Annotated in this window: 15 protein-coding genes; 10 read left to right on the top strand and 5 right to left on the bottom strand. The window is 28.7% G+C overall.

Annotated features, from left to right (window positions below):
• Positions 1-189 precede the first annotated feature (189 nt).
• Together PZA12_RS15790 and PZA12_RS15785 are read right to left on the bottom strand one after the other, a co-directional pair.
• Positions 190-432 (bottom strand): hypothetical protein, encoded by a 243-nt coding sequence (locus PZA12_RS15790; RefSeq protein ID WP_077840497.1) that lies wholly within the window; start codon positions 430-432, stop codon positions 190-192.
• A 92-nt stretch (positions 433-524) separates the two neighbouring features.
• The gene (locus PZA12_RS15785) at positions 525-1,781 is read right to left on the bottom strand and encodes a PucR family transcriptional regulator (RefSeq protein ID WP_206491038.1); all 1,257 of its coding nucleotides are present in this window, start codon (positions 1,779-1,781) and stop codon (positions 525-527) included.
• Positions 1,782-2,010: 229 nt separating this feature from the next.
• Here PZA12_RS15785 and PZA12_RS15780 point away from each other — a divergent pair, with 229 nt between their 5' ends.
• Positions 2,011-2,964 carry a flavodoxin family protein gene (locus PZA12_RS15780; protein ID WP_103699260.1) on the top strand — a complete coding sequence of 318 codons (954 nt, stop codon included), beginning with the start codon at positions 2,011-2,013 and terminating at the stop codon, positions 2,962-2,964.
• 449 nt (positions 2,965-3,413) lie between these two features.
• Entirely contained in the window at positions 3,414-6,548 is a 3,135-nt protein-coding gene (locus PZA12_RS15775; protein ID WP_103699261.1) for an MMPL family transporter, read from the top strand.
• Between the two features lie 141 nt (positions 6,549-6,689).
• On the opposite strand, the gene PZA12_RS15770 is transcribed toward PZA12_RS15775, so the two are convergent.
• Entirely contained in the window at positions 6,690-7,232 is a 543-nt protein-coding gene (locus PZA12_RS15770; protein WP_103699262.1) for a TetR/AcrR family transcriptional regulator, read from the bottom strand.
• 245 nt (positions 7,233-7,477) lie between these two features.
• Between PZA12_RS15770 and PZA12_RS15765 the strand changes: the two genes are divergently transcribed.
• The 7 genes from PZA12_RS15765 (at position 7,478) to metH (ending at position 18,092) form a co-directional block, all read left to right on the top strand.
• Positions 7,478-8,233 carry a molecular chaperone DnaJ gene (locus PZA12_RS15765; protein WP_103699263.1) on the top strand — a complete coding sequence of 252 codons (756 nt, stop codon included), beginning with the start codon at positions 7,478-7,480 and terminating at the stop codon, positions 8,231-8,233.
• Between the two features lie 21 nt (positions 8,234-8,254).
• On the top strand, positions 8,255-9,220 hold the full coding sequence (locus PZA12_RS15760; RefSeq protein WP_077840491.1) for a tRNA dihydrouridine synthase: 966 nt from the start codon (positions 8,255-8,257) through the stop codon (positions 9,218-9,220).
• 402 nt (positions 9,221-9,622) lie between these two features.
• Complete coding sequence (locus tag PZA12_RS15755; RefSeq protein WP_009170362.1) at positions 9,623-9,997, top strand: CopY/TcrY family copper transport repressor; 375 nt, start codon at positions 9,623-9,625, stop codon at positions 9,995-9,997.
• Between the two features lie 3 nt (positions 9,998-10,000).
• Complete coding sequence (locus PZA12_RS15750) at positions 10,001-11,845, top strand: M56 family metallopeptidase (RefSeq protein WP_103699264.1); 1,845 nt, start codon at positions 10,001-10,003, stop codon at positions 11,843-11,845.
• A 267-nt stretch (positions 11,846-12,112) separates the two neighbouring features.
• Entirely contained in the window at positions 12,113-12,646 is a 534-nt protein-coding gene (locus tag PZA12_RS15745; protein WP_103699265.1) for an RNA polymerase sigma factor, read from the top strand.
• Positions 12,643-14,049: a DUF4179 domain-containing protein gene (locus tag PZA12_RS15740; protein ID WP_103699266.1), complete on the top strand. Its 1,407-nt coding sequence runs from the start codon at positions 12,643-12,645 to the stop codon at positions 14,047-14,049. Before PZA12_RS15745 ends, PZA12_RS15740 begins: the two co-directional genes overlap by 4 nt.
• 401 nt (positions 14,050-14,450) lie before the next feature.
• Positions 14,451-18,092, top strand: a complete 3,642-nt coding sequence (gene metH, locus PZA12_RS15735; RefSeq protein WP_206491036.1) for a methionine synthase — start codon at positions 14,451-14,453, stop codon at positions 18,090-18,092.
• A gap of 384 nt (positions 18,093-18,476) precedes the next feature.
• Here the strand turns inward: metH and PZA12_RS15730 are convergent, their stop codons facing one another.
• On the bottom strand, positions 18,477-20,162 hold the full coding sequence (locus PZA12_RS15730; protein ID WP_181006061.1) for an IS1634 family transposase: 1,686 nt from the start codon (positions 20,160-20,162) through the stop codon (positions 18,477-18,479).
• A gap of 743 nt (positions 20,163-20,905) precedes the next feature.
• Positions 20,906-21,067 (bottom strand): hypothetical protein, encoded by a 162-nt coding sequence (locus PZA12_RS15725; protein ID WP_168981005.1) that lies wholly within the window; start codon positions 21,065-21,067, stop codon positions 20,906-20,908.
• A gap of 474 nt (positions 21,068-21,541) precedes the next feature.
• Between PZA12_RS15725 and hisS the strand changes: the two genes are divergently transcribed.
• On the top strand, positions 21,542-22,837 hold the full coding sequence (hisS, locus tag PZA12_RS15720) for a histidine--tRNA ligase (protein ID WP_103698591.1): 1,296 nt from the start codon (positions 21,542-21,544) through the stop codon (positions 22,835-22,837).
• The last annotated feature ends 302 nt before the right edge of the window (positions 22,838-23,139 follow it).

Raw genomic sequence — 23,139 nt, 5'->3', positions numbered from 1 at the left:
AGTTGTTTAAGATATAAAGCAAAATTTTATATCTTAAACAACAAGACCTAAAAGATTTAATTAATAAATCTTTTAGGTCTATTTTTTACTATAATATACTTGCCTTTATTTAAATTAATACAGAATTTAAATTGAATATACTTATGAGCGTATTAATAATATTGAGGATAAAATAATTATTAATATATTTTAAAGAAATAAAAATGGCCATAAATTCCAAGCATTAAAGCCGTTTCCGTAATATCCACCGTAATTACCGTAATTCATTCCATAGTTGCCGTAGTTCATGCCACAATTTCCGAAGTTTAAACCACAGTTTCCACCGCAATTACCATAGTTCATACCGTAATTTCCATAATTCATACCATAATTACCATATCCGTAATTGTTATTATAGCAAGGCTTGCAAGATTTTTTGCAACACTTTTTCATAGCCCATTTCTCCTTTGTTAATCAAAATCATTTGTTATACTAACAATATATTAGGCAGTATTAAAAGTTGTTACATAATATTTAGGTAAAGCTTAAGAAAATTTATTATAATTTAAAATCTTAATTGATAACTCTAATTTAAATAAGTTATTGCTGTCTTCCAAGGAAATATCAAGTAAGCTTTGAATCTTATTAAAGCGATAAAATAATGTACTTCTATGTATATTTAGTTTATTTGAAGTATAGTTGGCATTTCTATTACATTCTAAGTAGGTTTTCAGAGTTGTAAATAATTCAGTTTTATTCTTCTCGTCGTATTTAATAAGCTTTTTTATTAGAGGGTTAACTAAGGTTGTTATATCAATTCTAGGTAAATCATTATTTTCTTTTGAACTTGCAGATATATGAATAAGATAATATTCAATGTAATCTTCAAAATAACTTATATCACTATGGATTTTCATATATAATGATAGCTTTAAAGCGCATATTGATTGCTTAAAGTAATCTTTTATATCCAATAAATTATTAAAATTAATACTAGCTCCACATCTTAAATTGTTTAGTTTTAAAAATTCTAATAGATTTTCTTTTATGTACTCACTTATAATTTGTTCATTATCACTGCTAATAAGAAAAATAATTGTATCTTTATAATAGGTTGAAATACAATTTCCAAGTATACCTTTAAGTCTTTGAATTAAGTCTCTTAATCCAAAGTTATGTCTATAATCCTCATATTTCTGCTTGAAGGGTATTGAAAGGATTAAATTGTATTTGCTTAAAGTAAAGCTACTATATTTTAATCGTTCACTGGCATATTCTAAATTATCTATATCATTAACCAATAAATCCATCAAATAATATTCTTCATCTAGACCTGAGTTACTTATAAATAGATTATCTTTTTGTATTTGAATAGAAAGCAAATTGGATAATATATTTGTAAGTTCTAAATCTTCATCTTCAAAATCACGATTACGTTGAAGAACACTTATATATCCTATTGAAATTCCATTAACTTTAATAGAGCAAAATATTAAATTTTCATCGGAATAATGAAAAAATGAATTATTTGTTTTGTAAATAGTGTCCATACATTTATTTTCTTTCATTAAACTAATAATACCTGACAATAAATAATCTTCACCATTATGGGTTTCGATGCTTGAATTTTCACACTTAGCTAGATGAGAACGAGTGATGAGTCGATAGCTTGTATCTAAAATAAAAATAGGATTTCCTAAAAAGTTTTCAGCTATGCTAAGAATATCATCAATATTATTTTGAACAAATAAACTATCATAAAGTTCATATCTTTTCTTATATAAATCGTATTCCTTTTCCATTAAATTCTCCTTATTTCGCTTAAATTGAAAAAATGTCTAAACATTATAAACTTAAGAGCATTATTTTAAGACTTATTTTTGATGAATGACATTTTCTATAATGCTAAAATTATGATAAATCGTTTGTTTTTGCAATTCAAAACTAATTATCTTATTAAATTATAATTAGAAAATGCAAAAGTATAAACTAATTTTAACAAAATATTGAGCTATTAAAGGAGAAGTATTAATGAGTTTTACAGTATTAGGTATTACAGCAGGAAGAAAAGATTCAAATTCAGAAATCTTATTAAAGGAAGCATTACTTGCATGTCAGGAACAAGGTGCAGATGTTAAAATGATTAATTTAAGAGATTATAATATTATGGAATGTTCAGGATGTACAGCTTGTACACATGGAATGAGTAATGGAAAAAATGTTGGATGTACGTTAAGTAAAAAAGATGATAAGGAAGAAATTATGAAAGTGATGCTAAATGTAGATGCTATAATTGCAACTGCACCAACATATGACTTAATGCCAACAGCAACATTTTCAAAATTTATGCATAGAAATCTAGCATATGAATCAGCATTCTTAGAATTTATTGGCGCAATTGAACATAAGGATAGAGTTGCAGGTTTAATTGCAGTTGGGGGATCTACTCGTTCTTGGCAGTCAATGGCACTTGAAAGCATGCAGGCTACATGTTTTACAAATGATTTTAAAGTAGTTGATATGTATTTAGCAACAAGAGTTCCGGCACCAAAACAATGCTTATTACACGATGATATGATAGAACGTGCTCATAAAATGGGTGAAAATATAATGAAATCATTAAATACTCCAGTAGAAGAAAGAACTTGGCTTGGAGATGAAGGTATGGGATGGTGCCCACATTGCCATTCAAATGCATTAATTCTTGGAGAAGTGCAATGGGACGGGCTACATTATCCAGTTGAATGTCAAGTTTGCGGTGCTGGTGGAAACTTAGAGAAGACAGAAGAAGGAAAATGGAAATTTGTTATCCAAGAAGATGGATTAATTCGTGATCGTACATCTGTTGAAGGTAGAGGACATCATGTAAAGGAAATTATGCATACACAGGGCGGTTTCTATACAGACGAGAATTTGGCAGTTGTTAAAGAAAAATTTGCAAAATATAAGGAATTAAAATTTCCTACAATTGAAATTAATAAATAATTAATGCCGTATTACTAGAGATATATATTTTAAAAAGGTTATAGTATTAGAAAATGAATGATGTCATTTAATGGCGTTGTTCATTTTTTTATTTCGTAGAAAGCTGAATTAAAGTCAAGTACGAGTATAGTGTGGTCTGCTTACATAAATTATAAAGAATGCTGATTAAGAGAAAATATAGTCACATTTTTGAAAAAAATATATTAGGTTTTAAGTAGAAATTTATCATATAAATTTTCCTAAACAGGATATTCAATATTATTGATTCTATTCTTTTCATAAATTACTTAAATTATTATACATAGTCCTTCATAAGTTATTCGACAGTTTTTATTAATGTGTCTTATATCCAACAAGCTTTTATAATATTGATGATTGAAATGAGGAATCCATCAAAATATAATAAACACATGTCGACAAAACAATGACTATTAACGGAGGATGAATTTATGAGAAAAATATTAAAGCATCGTTTTAGTATATTGCTTATATGGATTATAGCTACAATAGTATTCGTAATTAATCAACCAAATTTTAATGCGGTACTAAGTCAAAAGGGTGGAGCGACCATAAGCGAAAACTCACCATCTGTAGTTGCTCAAGAAATGATAAATAAAATGGGTGATTCTAAGGGCGATTCATTGCTATTAGTATTTAACAGCGATAAGGAACTATCAGATGGTGATATGAATGATATTGAACAAGGTATAGATAAATTAAATGAAAATAAAGAAAAATTGCAGATAAATGATATTATAGATCCATTCAGTAAGCCTGAAGCAAAAGATCAAATGATATCAAAAGATAATACAACTGTACTCGTATCAATTTCCTTTGATAAAGGTGAAAGAGATAGTAATGCTGTAATAAAAGATTTTAATAATGAAATCAAAGATGTTAAGGTAAATCATTATATCACAGGCTCGCTTGCCATAAATAATGATTATCAAAATGAAGTCGGAAAGAGTGTTGATAAAAGTGCTTTAATAACTGTAGGATTTATATTAGTTGTGCTAGTGCTTATGTTCCGTTCAGTTGTTACACCTTTAGTAACGCTTCTAGCAGTAGGGTTATCCTATGTATCATCAATGGGGATTATAGGTGTGCTAGTTAATAAATTTAATTTTCCTATTACAAGTTTTACTCAAATGTTCATATGTTTAGTACTTTTTGGAATTGGAACAGATTATCATATACTCTTACTTAATAGATTTAAAGAAGAGTTATCTAATGGGCTAACTATAGATGAAGCTATTATAAACAGCTATAAAACTTCAGGTAAGACGATATTATATAGCGGCTTAACAGTTTTAATGGCTTTTGCAAGTTTAACTTTTGTACAATTTTCTATATATAGATCAGCTAATGCTGTTGCTATAGGCATAGCTATTCTTTTAATAGAAATGTTTACTTTTACTCCTATAGCTATGAAATTATTAGGACGTAAGTTGTTTTGGCCTTCTAAACAAGCAAGTGGTCATAAAGAAAGTGGTTTATGGGGAAGAATAACTTCAATGTCAGTAAAGCATCCAGTAGTTTCTTTGTTAGTTGTTGCAGCAATACTCACTCCTGTAATAACATTTAATGCAAATAAATTATCCTTTGATAATATTAAAGATTTAAGTGATTCAAATGAATCGGTAAAAGGCTTTAATATTATTACAGACAAGTTTAGTGCAGGAAAGGTTATGCAGACTACTGTTGTTTTAGAAAGTGATGAGCCTTTAGATAATAATGAAGATTTAGCGGTTATAGATAATCTTACTGAAAAGCTTAAAGGAGTAAAGGGAATAAAAGAAGTATCAGGACCAACTCAGCCTATGGGAACTATAATAGATAATTTTTATACAAATAAGCAGACAGATACTGTAGTGAATGGATTATCTAGTGCAAATGATGGAATTGGAAAGGTTAAGGATGGATTAAACAAGATGGATAATAGCCTATCAGCTCCAGATTTTTCATCCGTTAAAAATCTATCTGAAGGTACTGGTAATCTTGAAGGTGGAATGGATGCAATAACTAATGGATTGGTAAAAATCAATGATGGAATTGCACAAGGAGCAAATGGTGCAGATAATCTAGCATCAGGTATAGGGCAGCTTAAATCTGGCTTAGCTCAAATAAATGGTGGACTTAGTAATATTTCAAGCAAAATCACAGAAATAAATAATGGATATAGCACACTTGGAGATGGATATAAATCCTTAGATACATCTATAAGTCAATTAAAGCAGATTTCATCAATGATGCAGGGAAGCATCTCAAAAGTTGATGCGAAATTACCAAATGATCCAGATGTAGCAGCACTTAAAGAGATGATTAATAAATTAGGTTCTTCATTAGATAGTATTACTTCAGCTATGAATACTGCTAACAATAACTACGATAAACTTACTTCTGGCTTAAATCAAGTCAATGATGGTTTAAAAACAGTTATTGCTAGTACAAGTTCAGATTCAGAGTTTGCAAAAGGTATTAATGAACTTGAGAATGGTGCTAAAGCACTTTCTAATGGATTAAAGCAAGGTAGTGCTGGACAAGAACAAGTTATTTCAAGTATGTCACAACTAAGAAATGGTGCTGATAAAATTAAAACAGGACAAGATTCCTTATACAATGGATTAAATAATCTTAGTGGAGGAATGACAAAACTAAAGGATGGATTAAACGGAAGCAGTAATGGATTGTCTAGTATATCAAATGGAATTGATAAGAGTAACGATTTTTTAAATCAGCTTACTAATACAAAAAGTTTTTATATACCAGATGAAGCTTTTAGTAATTCAGATATAAGTAAAATGTTTGATGCATATATGTCTAAAGATAGAAAAATAGCGAAGTTAACTATAACTTTAGATTCAGAGCCATATTCTGATTCTTCAATTAATCTTATAGATAATATAAGTACTGTAGTTCAAAATAATCTTAGTGGTACAAAGCTTTCTAATGTAAAATATGGAGTTGCAGGGGCAACAGCTAATTCTAATGATTTAAGTAATGTTGCAACACATGATATAACTTTTACTCAGATAATAGTATTAGGAGCTATATTTATATTATTAGTTATCGTAATAAAATCATTTTGGATTCCAGTTTATATAGTAGGTTCACTTGGAGTGGCTTATTATGCAGCTTTATCATCAACAGCCTTTATATCAAAAATGTTATTTAGCAGTGCATCAGAAGGGTTGTCTTGGAATGTTCCTTTCTTCTCATTTATAATGATAGCTGCACTTGGTGTTGATTATAGTATATTCTTGATGATGCGCTTTAAGGAATATCCAAGTATTTCTGCAAAAGAAGCTATAGTTTTAGCATCAAGAAAAATAGGTGGAGTAGTAATGTCAGCAGCTATTATTTTAGCTGGAACTTTCGCTACTTTATATCCTTCGAATATTGTTATATTAATGGAACTTGCAATAGCTGTTGTCATAGGATTATTCCTATTAGCTTTTGTTCTACTTCCAATAGCAATACCAGCACTTATGTCACTATCAGAAGATATCTCAAAAAAATCGAATACTAAAATGAAAGAACTTGCACAAGCAATGAAAAATAATAATTATATAGAAGAAATGTAGAGTTAATCAAAATAAAGGTGCCGAAAAAATTGTGGCACCTTTATTTTTTGCATTACAACAAGTATATACTATATAGATATAGATATAGGTATAGGTATAATTCGATGATTGGAATATAGAGATTATACAGATAATATTAAGTTAGAACATTTCTATTATAGTAGCAGCTAAATCTTTAGGTGGAACATTCATATCATCATTAAGCCACTGTTGTACAACTCCAATAAACCCTGAGATTGTATAAGGGATGTAATAATGGGCTTTTGTATTAGAAAATGAACTGTTTACTGGTAAATTAGCATATTTTATAAAGTTCTTAAATTTTTCTATAAAAGCATAGTCTCCATCATTGCCAAGTAATATTTTGAACATATCTGCATTGGTTTTTATGAATTCAAGTAAATAAGTTAAAAATGATAATAAATTATCATAGGAGACTGTTTCTTCTGAAAATTTATCATAAGCCTCAATAAAATCATTGAATAATCCTGTCTCAATTTTTTCTAACATATCATATATATCATTGTAATAAAGATAGAAAGTTGATCTGTTAACATCAGCTAAGTCAGTAAGTTCTTTAACAGTAATTTTATTTATTTTCTTTTCAGACATAAGTTTTGTTAAGGCTTCTATTAAAACTTTCTTAGTTCTTCGTATACGTCTATCTACTTTATTTTGTTCCATAATAAAAAACCTCCAAGTAAGCAGTTATGATTAGCGAATATTAAATAAATTAATCATTATATATTAAGTAGTTTGGCTATAATTACAAAAAGTATTAATAAATCCTAATTGAAATAGATAATTGTAATAGAATTGTATAAAGTCAGTGCTTTAAATTGATTATAATTTTAAGTATAATACTTTAAGGAGTACTAAGGTTAAAATTAAAATAGGATTATCCTAATTTAAAGAAATGGAGAGAAGTAATGACAGATTACCATAAGTTATTAGGCGTAGAAAAGAATGCATCGAAAGAAGAGATAAAAAAAGCCTATGAAATGCAAGTAGAGAAAATGAAAAAAGAAGTGGTTAATGAAAAAAGACTTAATCAATTCTTAAAGATATTTGATGAGGCCTATGAAGCTTTAATCAGTTTAGAGGAAAATCAATCGGTTAAAGAAAATTTAACAGTAGCTATAAATCCAAAAGAAATACAAAAAGAAAAAGATTATAGTAATGAAGATGAAGCTTCTAAAAGTAGGCGTAATTCTAGAAGTAAAGCAAAGGGTTCTGGAGGGAAAAGTAATAATCTAAAGAGAAAAGAAACTTCAAGAAATAAAGAGAGAAAAAATAGCTTAAACGATGATAAAGAGGAAAAAGGAAGAAAACAAAGAGCAGCCGAAAAGAAATCGCAAAATGATACTAAAAAGGCATTTAATTTGATTATGCTGCCATTTAAGATATTGGTGTTCCCATTTATAGTTGTATTATCAGTAATAATATCAGTATTACAGGTTATAAACATAATTTCATGGATAGCAACTAAAATATTAATCGTTGGATCTATATCTGTGGGAGCCATACACTTATACCAGGTTAAAATGGGACAAGCGATAAATTATAATATATTAATTTTGGCTGGTGCAGTATTATTAGCATCATTTTTCTTACCATACATCTTAAAGTTATTATTAAAAGTTTTAAAAACAATAAATGATGTATTAAAAGGCTTTGTTTTTTAGGATACATAAAGGAGTTATTAAATGAAATACTATTTAGCGCCCATGGAGGGAATTACTGAATATATATATAGAAATTCTTATGAAAAGTTTTTTGGAAACGTGGATAAATACTTTACACCTTTTATTGTTCCAAATGAAAGTAGAAGTCTTAAGACTAAGGAGCTTGTAGATGTCTTACCTGAAAACAATAAAGGCATGAATATAGTACCTCAAATACTTACTAACGATGCAGAAGGCTTCATTAATACTTCTAGAAAGTTGCAACAATTAGGGTATAGCGAAGTTAACTTAAATTTAGGATGTCCTGCTAAGACTGTTATTTCAAAGAATAGGGGCTCAGGATTTTTGGCAAAAAGGGAAGAACTAGATTCATTTCTAGAGGAAATATTCAAGAAGGATGATATTAAGATTTCTATAAAAACTAGAATAGGAAAAGATAATCCAGAAGAATTTTATGAGCTAATAAAAATTTACAATAAATATCCTTTGGAAGAGTTAATTATTCATCCTAGAACACAAAAAGATTTTTATGGAAACAAGCCTAATTTAAATGTGTTTAGAGATGCACTATCTCTAAGCAATAACCCAATATGCTACAATGGAGATATTTTCACAATTAATGATTATAATAAATTATTAGCTGATTTTCCTGAAATAGATACAGTAATGCTAGGAAGAGGCATACTTGCTAATCCAGGGCTGATTAACATAATAAAAAATGATATTAATATAAACAAAAATATATTAAAAGATTTCCATGATGAAATTTTAAATAGATATATAGAGGTGTTTCCAGAAGATATATATGCAATAAATAGAATGAAAGAGCTATTTGGATATATGATTTACATATTTTCAGATAATAAAGAATACGCTAAAAAAATAAGAAGTGCACAAAAGTTAAGCGATTATACTGAGGCTGTTCAAAGTTTATTTACAGAGCAAGAAATTATAAAAGAAGCTGGATTGTTTTATAATAAGCAATAAAAAAGTCGCAGGCTACTGTGGTTAAATTCTACATTGGGATTAGTAGTCTTTTAATTTAAGTTTCATATTGTTCTTCGAACTCTTTTTATTTAAGTTCCGTATGTGCTTCGCGCACTTTTCATCTAAGTTCCGAATTGTGCTTCGCACTCTTTTAATAGGTGTAGATTTTTTTACGCATCTTCATTTTTTAACAAATAAAAAATAAGACCTGATTTTAATATTAATATTGAAATCAGGTCTATTTAATTGGGCAGAAAATTAAAAGATATTCTAAAATAGATACGTATATAGTATTGATATTTAATCTGAAATTTATTCAAAAACATATATTGACAATTAAGGATTACAGTTGTATTCTAATTATAGATTACAATTGTAATACAAAAAAGAGGAGTGAAAGTTATGGGAGAAATACCTAAGATATCTGAGGCAGAATGGGAAGTTATGAAAATTGTCTGGACAGATTCACCACGCACATCAAATCAAATTATTGAGGCATTAGAAGATACAAAAGATTGGAAGCCTAAAACAATAAAGACATTAATAAGCAGACTAGTTAGCAAAAATGCACTTGGATTTAAAGAAGAAGGCAGAAAATACTTATATTATCCAATTGTAAATGAAAATGAATGTATACGTGCAGAGAATCAAACATTTTTAAGTAAAGTTTATAATGGAGCTATCAAAAATATGCTAGTAAGTTTTATAAAAGAAAGTGATTTAAGCAAAGAAGATATAGATGATCTTAAAAGGATATTAGATGAGAGGAATAAGTAGTGTATGTACGAGTTTTTTAATTATCTTGATCAGCTATTTAAAATAATATTTCAAACATCTATTACTGGCAGCATATTGATTTGTTTAATTTTAATTTTTAGAAGATTTTACAAAGAGAGAATAGGTATAAAGTTTCAGTATGCATTATGGTTTTTAGTAATACTACGTTTAACCATATTTAAGCTTCCTGAGAGCACTTTAAGCATGTTTAATCTTATAAATAAATTAGGAAAAAATATATTGTTATTAATTCCTAATAAGGAAGTACATTTTGGAAGTATGTTAGAAAAGGGGAGCAGCCAAGCTAGTTCTATGTCTAATCATGATGTTATCCTAGGAACTATAAATGCTATTGATTTTAGCAATAACGAAATTAATAGGTATAGTTTATCAAGTTTAACTACATTCAGTCTTGTATGGCTTATGGGAGTAGTGTTTATATTCACATATATTCTATTTGCATATAAAAAACTGAGAAATAAAATAAGTAGCGAGTGCATGCAAAGTAACATCGAATTTTTAGATGTTTTAAAATACTGCCAAAATAAAATGAAAATTAAAAGAGATATACTACTAGTCGAGACTTCTAGCGTAAAGACACCAGCGCTGCTGGGTTACTTTAATCCAATGATTCTAATTCCAACAGATATTCATAAGATAATATCTGTTGATAAATTAAGATATGTATTTCTTCATGAATTATCTCACTTTAAACGTAAAGATATAGTTATTAACTGGATAATAATTTTTTTAAAGACCATTTATTGGTTTAATCCAATTATTCATTATGGTCTTAGAAAGATGAAAGAGGATATGGAAATATGCTGTGATTCACTTGCACTTTCTTATACGGAAGATGAAGAAGTTGCGGAATATGGATTTACAATCATAAATTTGATAGAACATTTTTCAAAGTCAGTTCATTTAGTTGGGGCAACTTCCATAGTAAATAATAAATCTGAAGTAAAAAGGAGAATTGTTATGATAAAAGTTTTTAATAAAAAGGCCTATAGATTTTCTGCAATGGCAGTTGCATCTTTGCTTGTAATTAGCGGTATTGCACTTACTGATGCAAAGGCATCTGCAAATATAAATGGAGTAAGTAATGCAGTAAATGTGGATAAAATTGATTATGCTTTTGTTAATGATCCTAATATAATAGGTGAGTGGCAAAGTGTAGATTTTGTTGAAAACATAGAAGATTTCAATATAAATGATAAGAAATTTAAAGGTGATTTATTTGTTAAAGAGTTAAACTTTACAGAGGATGGAAAGGTAGCAAGAACTGTATTTACATGGACTAAGGATCACATTCTTAATGATGTTGATAAAACTGACAGTAGTTATGTAATCAAAGATATTGATGGTTCAACTTATATGTTCTTTCAATGGAAGAGTGGGGATTATACAATTAGAGGAGAGAAACCTTGCTACTACGTATTGAAAAAAGTTAGTTCTACTCCATCACTCAATACTAATATGTCTGGTAATGAAGTTGAAACGAGAGCTGATAAAGTTGACTACCCTTTTATTAATGATCCTGAAGTAATTGGAAAATGGGATAGCGTTGACTTTGTGGAGGATATAAATAACTTTAATCCTGAGAAAAAATCATGGAATGGAGATTTGTATTTAAATAATTTAATCTTTGATGAAAATGGTAAAATACAGAATAAAAATATAACTTGGACAAAGGACTTAGTTTTAAATACTAGTGATAAAACTGCTTCTAAATATATAATAAAAGAAATAAACGGTTCAAAGTATATGTTCTTTGAATGGAAAAATGGTGATTATATAGAAAGAGGAGCAACTCCTTGGTACTATGTTTTGAAGCAAGCTAAATAATAAAACAGAATAACATTAAAAATATTTAAAAAAATAGTCGTTCGTATAGAATGGCTATTTTTTATGTAAAAATTTCTTACTATTTACAATGTAAAAATGTAGTATCATATTATTAGAATTTATGGAAAAGTTACAGGAATGGAAGAGTAATAGAGTATTATGGAAAAGATTTATTGGTTTTTTAAAATTCACGGGAACATTTTTGTTTTCTGCCCCATCTAATAATTGTAATACTTAGCTAGGTAGTATAAATTAAGGAGGAAAAAGATGGAGTTGATATCATTTTTTGATTATAGGAAAAAGTCAACAGTATCTAAAGCGAAGAAAGGCGATAAAGAAGCTTTTTTAGCTCTTATAGATGAAAATAGATTGAATATTTACAGAGTAGCAAGAGGCATTTTAAAGGATAAAGAAGATATTGAAGATGCCATTCAAAATACAATAATAAAATCATTTCAAAAGATAAATTCTCTAAAACAAGATGAGTACTTTAGAACTTGGTTGATTAAAATTTTAATTAATGAATGTACTCAAATATTAAGAAAAGGTAAGAAAGTTACTTATTTATCTGAAAACAGCGATACAGAGATCTATAATGATAGTTATGAAAACATTGATCTAACAAAAGCAATAAATTCATTAAGTGAAGAGTTAAGAGTGACAACAGTACTATTTTATTTTGAGGATATGAGTACTAAAGATATTGCAAAATTGCTGAAAATTTCAGATGGAACAATTAGGTCTAGACTCACAAGGGCAAGAACAAAACTTAGAGAAATAATTGGTGAGGTGGAGATATGATAGAATTAAATGATGATTTATTTGATGATAAAATAAGAAAAAAGCTAAAGGATGAAATTAACTGTGTACCAAATGATATTAATCAAAAGATTGATAGTACACTTAACAAAATAAATAAGAAAAGATTTACTATAAAGAAAGCTTGCTGCATATTGGTAAGTTGTATAGGGGTAACACTATTACTTGGAATGGCCATGCCAACATATGCAAGCAATATTCCTATCATAGGGAATATATTTAAAATGTTTACCAACAAAACTTATGAAAATTATGATGAATATGCTTCTGATTTAAACATAACTAAGGAAAGTAGCGGCTTAAAGATGACTATTGATAAAGTGGTTTACGATGAAGTTCAATTATCAATATTCTATACTATTGAAAGTGAAAAGGAAATACAAGATACTCCAAGATTTCCAGGAGCAAAACTAAGAATAAATGGCAAAGAAACTACTTTTAGTGCAGGTGGAACTGGAAAGCTTATGAATGATAATAAAACCTTTGTGGGTTCTATAGAGTACAATGTGTCAAAGCATAATTCAATGCCTAAGGAGTTCCAAAATGAACATTTCTTGGGTGGATATGTAGATATACCAGATAAATTTGTATTAAATCTAGATATAGATGAAATAGGACTAGAGAATCCTATTAAAGGAACTTGGAACTTTAATATTCCTGTAAGTAGTGAAAAGGTTAATGGGAAAGTGAATGAAAAGGAGTGTGATATAGATTTAAGCAATATAGTTAGTGGATATCATATAAACAAAATTATTACAACACCACTAAATACAGTGATACAAGGAACACGTATGGATGATGAAGAAAATGCTGATAGATTATCTTTTGCTGTATTTGATAATAAAGGAAGATATATTACAAACAAGTCAGAAGAAGCAGTAGGTGATAAAGATAAAGATGGAAATTATATAATGTATTTCAGTAATGGTTTTAAAGAAATTTATGATGATACTGATTACCTGACATTTATACCGTGGAAATATAAAAATAATGATAGCCATGAAACTGAGAATAATATTACTGAAAAACTAAATTTAAAAGGAGAAACAAAGTTATATTCCAGTGATGGAAAAGAATATATTACTATTACTAAAGTGAATACTGAAGATGGAAAAACAAAGATTTATTATAAATCAAGATATGGAGTTAATGCAGCCCCGATTGAAATAGTAGATAATAAAACTGGTGAAAATATAATTTCATTTAGTGATGATTATAATTTTGAAGAACAAAAAGAAGCTACTACTTATAATGGAGATACTGATGAGTATACAATTACTTGCGATAAAGAAATTAAAGATGGAGATTATTCTGTTAAGACTGTAGACAAATCAAAATCTATTGAAGTTTATGGTGATGAAAAATTCACAATAAAAATTAAATAGTAGATTATATATTTTTTGTGAAAATAATTCTTCATCATAATTCGAAAATATCGCAAGAATTTTAGCCGTAATTGAGAATTGTGAAATGTGCATTGTGAATTGTGAATTGGAAACATATTTTTGAAGGTGCCTCTTAGCCTTATAGAAGAGGCACCTTCATTTTTTTAAGATAAAGCATTTAGGATTACCATAGATAATATTTATTTTATTTTAATAAAATATTAAAATAATTGGACTCTTTATGGTAAATCATTTAAAATTGATATAAGAAAATATAGGTTTATTTTTATTAGTGTGTATTTTAGGGATTACTTAAGGATAAAAGAGAATTACATAAATTTTTTGATACTAATAAAAACCTATTAGACTATTTATATAAAACAATTTGGGGAGGAAACTTGATGAATTTACAAATTAAAGAGCTATTAGAAAAAAGAATACTAGTACTAGATGGGGCTATGGGGACTTGTATTCAAAATTATAAATTAGAGGAAAAAGATTATAGGGGGAATTTAAATATCTCTTGTAATCAAAAGGGAAATAATGACATCTTAAATCTCACTAATCCTAATATAATAAGAGAAATTCATGAAGCCTATTTGGAGTCTGGTGCAGATATAATTGAAACTAACACATTTAATAGTACGAGTATCTCTCAAAAAGACTACGAAATGGAAGATAAAATATATGAACTTAATTTTGAAGGTGCAAAGCTTGCTAGAGCTGCTGCAGATAAATTTACAGGAGAAAATCCAGATAAACCGCGTTTTGTAGCAGGATCACTTGGGCCTACAAATAAAACGGCATCTTTATCACCTGATGTTGAAAATCCAGGTTATAGAAATATAAGTTTTGATGAATTAGTTGAAGCTTATAAAGAACAAGTTTTAGGCCTTATAGATGGAGGAGTAGATTTAATTCTTATAGAAACAATTTTTGATGCATTAAATGCAAGAGCAGCACTTATGGGAGCAAAGTCTGCTTTTTTAGAAAAAGGCAAGGACTTACCTGTAATAATATCTGGTACTATTGCGGATAAAAGTGGAAGAATTCTTTCAGGTCAGACTTTAGAAGCTTTTGCAAATACTATGGTAGATGAAAGCATAATTGCAATAGGACTTAATTGTTCTTTTGGAGCAAAAGATTTGATACCATTTGTAAAATATCTTTCAAGAAGTCAAAATAGATACATAAGTGTTTACCCTAATGCAGGACTTCCAAATTCTTTTGGGGAATATGATGAAAAGCCAGAAGAAACTGCAGCTTTAATAAAAAGTTTAGCTGAGGATGGATGTCTTAATATTGTAGGTGGATGTTGTGGTACAACACCAGATCATATAAAAGCAGTAAGTGAAGCTATAAAAGATATTCCACCTAGAAAGATACCAGACATTGAAACTGAAACTGTATATTGTGGTTTAGAAGCTCTTAGAGCAAATAAGGAAAATAACTTTATTAATATTGGTGAAAGAACAAACGTTGCAGGTTCAGCAAAATTTGCAAGATTAATTAGAGAAAAGAATTATGAAGAAGCTTTATCTATAGCTAAAGATCAAGTTGAAAATGGAGCACAAATAGTTGATATTAACTTCGATGATGCTCTCTTAGATGCAAAAGAAGAGATGGATAAATTCTTAAAGCTTTTAGCAAGTGAGCCTGAAATTTCAAAGGTTCCAGTAATGATAGATTCTTCTAAGTTTGAGGTTCTTGTAACTGGACTTAAAGCTATTCAAGGAAAGCCAATAGTAAATTCCATAAGTCTTAAGGTAGGGGAAGAAGAATTTAAGAGACAGGCGTCCATTATAAAAGATTTTGGAGCAGCTGTTGTAGTTATGGCTTTTGATGAAAACGGGCAGGCAGATTCCTATGAAAAGAAGATAAGTATTTGTAAAAGAGCTTATGATATTTTAGTAAATGAAGTTAATTTCTCTCCGGAAAATATAGTATTTGACCCAAATATCTTAACAATTGCTACAGGAATAGAAGAGCATAATAATTATGCTGTAGACTTTATTAATGCAACTAAATGGATAAAAGAGAATTTACCTTATGCAAAAGTAAGCGGTGGTGTAAGTAATCTTTCATTTGCATTTAGAGGTAATAATGTAATAAGAGAAGCTATGCATTCAGTATTTTTATATCATTCCATAAAGAATGGTATGGATATGGGGATAGTAAACCCTGGAATGATACAAATTTATGATGAAATTGATAAAGCTTTACTTGAAAAAGTTGAAGCAGTTATTTTCAATAAAAGTGAAAATGCAGCAGATGAGCTTTTAGAATTCGCAGCAACCTATAATAAAGTAGATAATAAAGCTGAAGAAAATAAGGAAGCTTGGAGAGATGAAAATGTCAAAGAGAGATTAAAGACTGCCCTTGTAAAAGGTATAGATAAATATATTAAAGAAGATGTAGAAGAAGTAAGAACAGAATATAGTAAATCCTTAGAAGTAATAGAAGGACCTCTTATGGATGGAATGAATGAAGTTGGTAAGCTTTTTGGTGATGGTAAGATGTTTTTACCTCAAGTTGTTAAAAGCGCAAGAGTAATGAAAAAAGCTGTTGAAGTCTTGATGCCATATCTTGAAGAAGAGAAAAGCAGCAGTGGAAGCATTAGCGCTGGAAAAGTAGTTTTTGCTACTGTAAAAGGTGATGTCCATGATATAGGTAAAAATATTGTTTCAGTAGTTCTTTCATGTAATAACTTTGAAGTTATTGATCTTGGAGTAATGGTTCCTACAGAAGTTATTTTAGAAACAGCTAAAAAAGAAAATGCAGATATTATCGCTTTAAGTGGCCTTATAACACCGTCTTTAGAAGAAATGTCAAATGTGGCAGAAGAGATGGAAAAGCAAGGCTTTAAAATTCCACTAATGGTAGGTGGAGCTACAACATCAAAGGCCCATACAGCAATTAAAATTGCACCCAAGTATTCTGGTGGAGTAATTCATACAACTGATGCATCAAAAGCCGTTGAAGCTGCTAAACTTCTTTTAAATAAGGATAAAAAAGCTGAATATCTTAATAAGATAGAATCAGAATATGAAACTTTAAGAGAAACATTTAACAAAGTACCTAGAAAATTTGTCACTTTAGATTATGCAAGGGAAAATAATTTCAAGAAAGAATGGGATAAAGAAGAAATAGCTAAACCTAAAATGTTAGGGATAAAGAAATTTATTGATTTCCCTATAGGAAAATTAAGAAAATATATAGATTGGAGCTTTTTCTTCATTGCTTGGGATATGGGAATGACATATCCACAAATCCTTGAAGATGCAAAATACGGTGAGGAAGCTAAAAAGTTATTAGCTGATGCTGAGAAAATGCTTGATAAAATGGAAAGTGAAAATATTTTAAAAGCAAATGCAGCCTTTGGTCTCTTCGAAGCTAATTCTGTAGGGGATAATATTGAAGTTTATAACGATTCTGAAGTGATTAACTTTAATCTTTTAAGACAGCAAGAAGAGAAAAAAGATAATACATATATGTGTTTATCCGATTTCATAGCTCCTAAAGATACTGGGATAAAGGATTATATAGGTGCATTCATAACAACAGGAGGAATAGGTGCAAAAGAATACGCAGATAAGCTTAAAGCCTCTGGTGATGATTATGGTGCAACAATGGTTATTTTACTTGCAGATAGACTTGCAGAAGCTTTTGCAGAATATGTTCATGAAAAAGTGAGAAAAGAATATTGGGCATATTCGCCAGATGAGAATTTATCCATTGAAGAAATATTTAAAGGTAAATATAGAGGAATAAGACCTGCAATTGGTTATCCTTCACTTAGAGATCATTCAGAAAAAGTTAAATTATTTAACTTACTCGATAAAGAAGGAGAGCTTAATGTAAAACTTACTGAAAGCTATATGATGTCACCAACTGCAAGTACCTGTGGTCTTTACTTTGGAAATAAAGATGCTAAATACTTTGACATTAATAAAATAAATCAGGATCAGTTTGATGATTATGCTCAAAGAAATGGCAGAGATAATGGTGAGCTTAAAAAGCTTATGTATACAATTATAGATTAGAGTTTTTTTGATAAGAAACAGAAGACAGTTTAATTGAAAAATAAAACTATATAGATTTTTATTTTATAACAGCAGTTTAGTGTGTCAGCATGAGATGACATGTTAAACTGCTTTTTCCAGTATGTACATAAGTATAACTTATTTTAAAATTCTACATGAAGTAAATATTATCATATGGTTGCCAATTATTCTAAATTTGAAAGTGAGATCTTATAAGTTGTTTTATTATATCTCATATTTCGCTGAATGCTATGCATTTCAGTGAAATATCTTTTCTTTATTTAAAGTTTGGAATAATATATATCTATATGTGAATTATTCCATAGTAAATTTCTAAACTATCCCTAATGGAATCATTATTAAATTTTTTGAAATATATACTTGTTAAATAGCATGTCCAACAAAAATACTTTCATCCAAACCTAAATAATTCAATATCTGCCGTTGATTATCTTTTAGTGGTTTTTGAAACTTTCTTATACAATTGTTATTAACTTTAATTACTTGTATAGGCACATACTCAAAGATACCCATTATAGCTTTTAAACTCGGCTTGGACATTTTTATTTTTCCAGGTCCAAGTATAATCGTATTATCTTTCTTCATCTCACGTCTGACTACATGTTCCATTACTGATAAAATCATTAAACCAATAAGTATCATGTATGTTAAGGCTTCAACTCTTTTGGGAGTTTTTACAAAAAGGTCATCTATAAACTCTGGTGCTTTTAGCTGCTGAAACTTTTTCTCTACGCTGCTTTGAGTTTTGTATTCTTTCAGCATTTCTTCACATGAAATATCAGAATCATTACTTGCTAAGATGAAAGTACACTCTCTTTCAATTGCTGCTTCAATTTTTGAATCTTCACGGTTAATTTCTAAATTAATAGTATATTCATATTCCTTTTGTGAATCCTTATTATCAGCTTTTTTACGCTTACGTTTTTCATTCATTTCAATATTCAAATTAACAGAATGGTATTTTAATTTTTTCCCTTTAGTCTTTAAAAACTCTTCTATTTCTTTTTGTGAATCTGCTTCGCACGCGAAGCTACGCTTGGAAAATACTTTGATTTTTTTCTCTAATTCGGCATATTCTTTTTCTGCATGCCTAGAAATAGTTTTCCTTTTGGTTTCTTCAAGAGTGAAGGAATAACAGACTGCCAGTTTAACTGGAATCCCCTTATATTCTGATTTATAATCTAATACTTGATATTTAACTTTTTTACCTTGGGCATTTTCAAAAATAACATCTTTTGTTAACTGTCTTTCACTAAAAAATTTACCAATATAGATTTTAGACATATTTGTTGTTTCAGGAGCTCTTGTTATAAATTTTATATCTCTACCATTTGCTTTATTAATATTTTCTTCTGTAAAAAATGCACTATCTGCAACATAGTAGAATGAATCTTTACTAGTTTTGGATTTTTTTAAAATTTCATCAACATCATCTATAGCGTCATTATTATAAGTTTTATCATCTGTATTACCCGAAAGAACTTTTGCGTCTACAACTATACCGTTAGCTGTTCCAATTCCAATTTTTATTTGTTTCTTATCATTTCTTTTATCTTTACTATATCCATAATCAATTGATATTTCATCTATTTTACCTTCTTCTGTTTCATACTGGCCCCACATTACCTTTGAGGTAGTATCGTAATTAATATTCTTTATACTCAATCCATACGTAGCGAAAGCAGTCATACTTATTTCAGAAAAAATTTTTCTTGGACCAGCTTCATGAAAATTATCAAGAAAACAGCCAAATCTATCATCTGTAAGATTATGAGGCTTCGCATCGCTGTTAAATGTCCCTTCAATATCAATATGTTCAAAATACTCATCCATAAGATATAATGGTCGTCTTGAATGACAAAGATTTGCTAACATCATTTGAGCCATTATCCCATAAGCTATATCAGGCTTTCTCCCATTTTGTTTAGTCAAATATTGATCAAAGATGTTGATAACTCCTAGTTTCTTACACATACCTGCTACAAGCGTCGCTTTTCCATGGCTATATGCTTCCATTTCAATATTTTCCAATAACAACTCTTTATCCATTCCAATCCCCCCATTAAATATTATTTGCATACCGTAATCATAATAATTTTTAGTCAAATAATATAGTGAATAGTTGAGGTTAAATAGGAAAAATTAGTTAGGCGGAATATGAGTTATATGACCAAAATCTTATTCAGTAAGCATATTAAGCTCACATTATATATAACACTATATAAGCTTCATTTGATAAATTGTTATATTATCCAAATGAAGCTTATATGGGTTATTCTTATGGAGTGGAATTTTATTTGAATTATTATAGATACACAACTTAAGATTTCAACTTATTAAATAAATTCACAGAGTTTATAAAACTTTAAATTTATATCTTCACTAGAAATCATAAATATATTTTCATAGCTTTTCGGAATCAAAATATTTATGATTTCGGTAAGTTACCACATAAATCTAGTTATAAAGTTTGATGTTTATCTATATATAGATATCCAATTTAAGAATTTGGCTTATACTTTGCAATAAATACAATACTAGAAAGTAGAAACATTTTTATGCAGCAGGCATTGAAAATGAGCTGTTAAAAGCTCTTAATTGCAGGTTGTTCAACTAATGCTTGTCACAATGAAGTTGGGAGCAAGCATTAGTGGTGCAACCTGCAATTTAGCACTTTCAGCGAAATTTTCATAGTCCTGTGAAATAACAATGTTTTTACTTTCGGTGGATTATTGCATAAGTTCGGGTCTTAGTTGAATTATCTATATGCTTGCACTTTAATACAATTAGTTTTACTTTGAACTATCTGATGAATCTGAAGAACTTGTCATATTGCCTTTTTTAGAAGCAGACTTTTTAGCACTGCCAGAGTAAACGCTACTAACAGAATTTTGCACTGAATCATCTGAATTTAGTATTTTTAGACCTTTAACGTCGTATGCATTTCTAACCATAATTTATGTTCCCCTTTCACTTTTTATAAACTAGTAAAATTTAGATAAACTTAATTTACCTAACAAATATATTTTGTCTTGATTTCTTTAGTTTATGACAGGAAGTTTATCACTTTGAATGATTATTATAGTATTAAAAACCAGTTGGAAACGGTAAAATTACTATTGAAAATAAGATTAGCATATTGTATAATGATAGAAATTAAAATTTAGGAGAAAATATTATGAAAGCATTTAATATGAAAAAAATAAATTTCATACATCATCACCAGTAAGACTTGGTCTGTTAAAGCGGCAGATACAAGTCTATAATTCGTAGGCTTGTATCTGCTGGTGATGATAAATTAAATGTCAGTAATAATTTGTTAAGCCATGCAGGATATATGCCTGCATGGCTTTTTGTCATTTAAAGCAAAATATAAAACAATTTATTTGTCAAATATAAAAATTAATATTTAAAAGGAGATTAAGATTATGAAGAACAATAAAATACAACCAAGTATATTACCAGGATTTATGGAGCTATTGCCTAAGGAGCAACAAATATTTAAAGACATAGTAAGAAAAATAACTAAAGTATATGAAGAAAATGGATTTCTGGAAATTGATACTCCAGTTATTGAAAAGTCTGAGGTATTATTAGCTAAAAGTGCAGGAGAGACAGAAAAACAAGTTTATAGATTCAACAAGGGAAGTAATGATTTATCTTTGAGATTTGATTTGACAGTGCCGTTTGCAAGATATTCATCACAGTATTTTAATGAACTAACATTCCCATTTAAAAGATATCAAATTGGAAAGGTATATAGAGGCGAAAGAAACCAGAGAGGAAGATACAGAGAATTTTATCAGTGTGATATTGATATTATAGGTAATAACAAGCTCAGTATTAATAATGATGCATTTGTAATCAGTATGGTTTCTAAAGGATTTAAGGCTATCGGTTTAAAAAAATATAAATTTCAAATAAGCAATAGAAAGATATTATCAGCTATTTTAAATAGTTTAGGGATTGGTAATGTAACTGAAGTTCTAATATTAATTGATAAATACGACAAAATAGGAGATGAGGAGTTTAAGAAATCATTAAATGAATTAATTGGAGTGGAAAAGGCAGATGTTATTAATAAAATCATAAATTTAGATGGAAGCAATGAAAGTATATTAGAACAACTAAAGAAGTTAAATTTCAATTCAGAGGAGTTTCAAAAAGGTTTGGAAGAACTTGAATCAGTTAAAAAAATGCTTAGGCTTTTTGGTGTAGAAGATAATGAATATGCAATTAACTTAAAAATAATAAGAGGACTTGATTATTATACAGGGACAGTATTTGAAACATTTTTAATGGAGAATGAAAAATATGGCTCTATATGTTCAGGTGGAAGATATGATAACTTAGCACAAAACTACACAGATAAAGTATTACCTGGAGTAGGTATATCCATCGGTATTACGAGATTATTTTTTGTATTAAAAGAAATAGGATTTCTTAATAGCTACAAGGTAGAAAAATCAATGGAATATTTAATAATACCAATTGGTGATACGCTTGAATATTGCGCTGAGATATATAAAAAATTAATTGATAAAGAAAAATATGTAGAAATATATCTTGAAGATGATAAATTAAAGAAAAAACTTAACTATGCAAATAAATTAGGGATACAGAAAGTGATATTAATAGGTGAAGATGAAGTAATAAGCAAACAAGTTAAACTAAAAGATATGATTAGTGGTGAAGAAAAAGTGATTAGTATCGAAGAAATTTAAAATTTAGGATTCGCTATATTAAGAAAACAAATTAAATTTTTCATGGTATAGATATCCAACTTAAAAGATATACTTATACTTTATTATTTGTGAATCATACTAGAAATTAGATACATGTTTGTGAAAGCGGCATTTGAAATTGAGGTGAGATGGTTCTTAGTTGAAGGTTGTTCCATTTTCTGCTTGTCCTAAACTTGCTTTTGGAGCATGCAGAAATGGGGGCAACCTTCCACTTAGAACTATCCAGCGAAAATTTCATTAGTCCGCTGGAACAAATTTGTATCTAATTTCGGTTTTACCAC

Origin of the sequence: Clostridium beijerinckii (assembly GCF_036699995.1) — a bacterium.
Classification (GTDB): Bacteria; Bacillota; Clostridia; order Clostridiales; family Clostridiaceae; genus Clostridium; species Clostridium helianthi.
Note: the sequence above shows the minus strand (reverse complement) of the source record. Positions and strands in the feature narration are given on the sequence as shown.

Coding starts and splice junctions, on each gene's coding strand:
- PZA12_RS15750 (WP_103699264.1), top strand. CDS start 10,001: ATGTACGAGTTTTTTAATTATCTTGATCAGCTATTTAAAATAATATTT.
- PZA12_RS15730 (WP_181006061.1), bottom strand. CDS start 20,162: ATGGATAAAGAGTTGTTATTGGAAAATATTGAAATGGAAGCATATAGC.
- PZA12_RS15725 (WP_168981005.1), bottom strand. CDS start 21,067: ATGGTTAGAAATGCATACGACGTTAAAGGTCTAAAAATACTAAATTCA.
- hisS (WP_103698591.1), top strand. CDS start 21,542: ATGAAGAACAATAAAATACAACCAAGTATATTACCAGGATTTATGGAG.
- PZA12_RS15745 (WP_103699265.1), top strand. CDS start 12,113: ATGGAGTTGATATCATTTTTTGATTATAGGAAAAAGTCAACAGTATCT.
- PZA12_RS15775 (WP_103699261.1), top strand. CDS start 3,414: ATGAGAAAAATATTAAAGCATCGTTTTAGTATATTGCTTATATGGATT.
- metH (WP_206491036.1), top strand. CDS start 14,451: ATGAATTTACAAATTAAAGAGCTATTAGAAAAAAGAATACTAGTACTA.
- PZA12_RS15740 (WP_103699266.1), top strand. CDS start 12,643: ATGATAGAATTAAATGATGATTTATTTGATGATAAAATAAGAAAAAAG.
- PZA12_RS15755 (WP_009170362.1), top strand. CDS start 9,623: ATGGGAGAAATACCTAAGATATCTGAGGCAGAATGGGAAGTTATGAAA.
- PZA12_RS15760 (WP_077840491.1), top strand. CDS start 8,255: ATGAAATACTATTTAGCGCCCATGGAGGGAATTACTGAATATATATAT.
- PZA12_RS15790 (WP_077840497.1), bottom strand. CDS start 432: ATGAAAAAGTGTTGCAAAAAATCTTGCAAGCCTTGCTATAATAACAAT.
- PZA12_RS15780 (WP_103699260.1), top strand. CDS start 2,011: ATGAGTTTTACAGTATTAGGTATTACAGCAGGAAGAAAAGATTCAAAT.
- PZA12_RS15785 (WP_206491038.1), bottom strand. CDS start 1,781: ATGGAAAAGGAATACGATTTATATAAGAAAAGATATGAACTTTATGAT.
- PZA12_RS15765 (WP_103699263.1), top strand. CDS start 7,478: ATGACAGATTACCATAAGTTATTAGGCGTAGAAAAGAATGCATCGAAA.
- PZA12_RS15770 (WP_103699262.1), bottom strand. CDS start 7,232: ATGGAACAAAATAAAGTAGATAGACGTATACGAAGAACTAAGAAAGTT.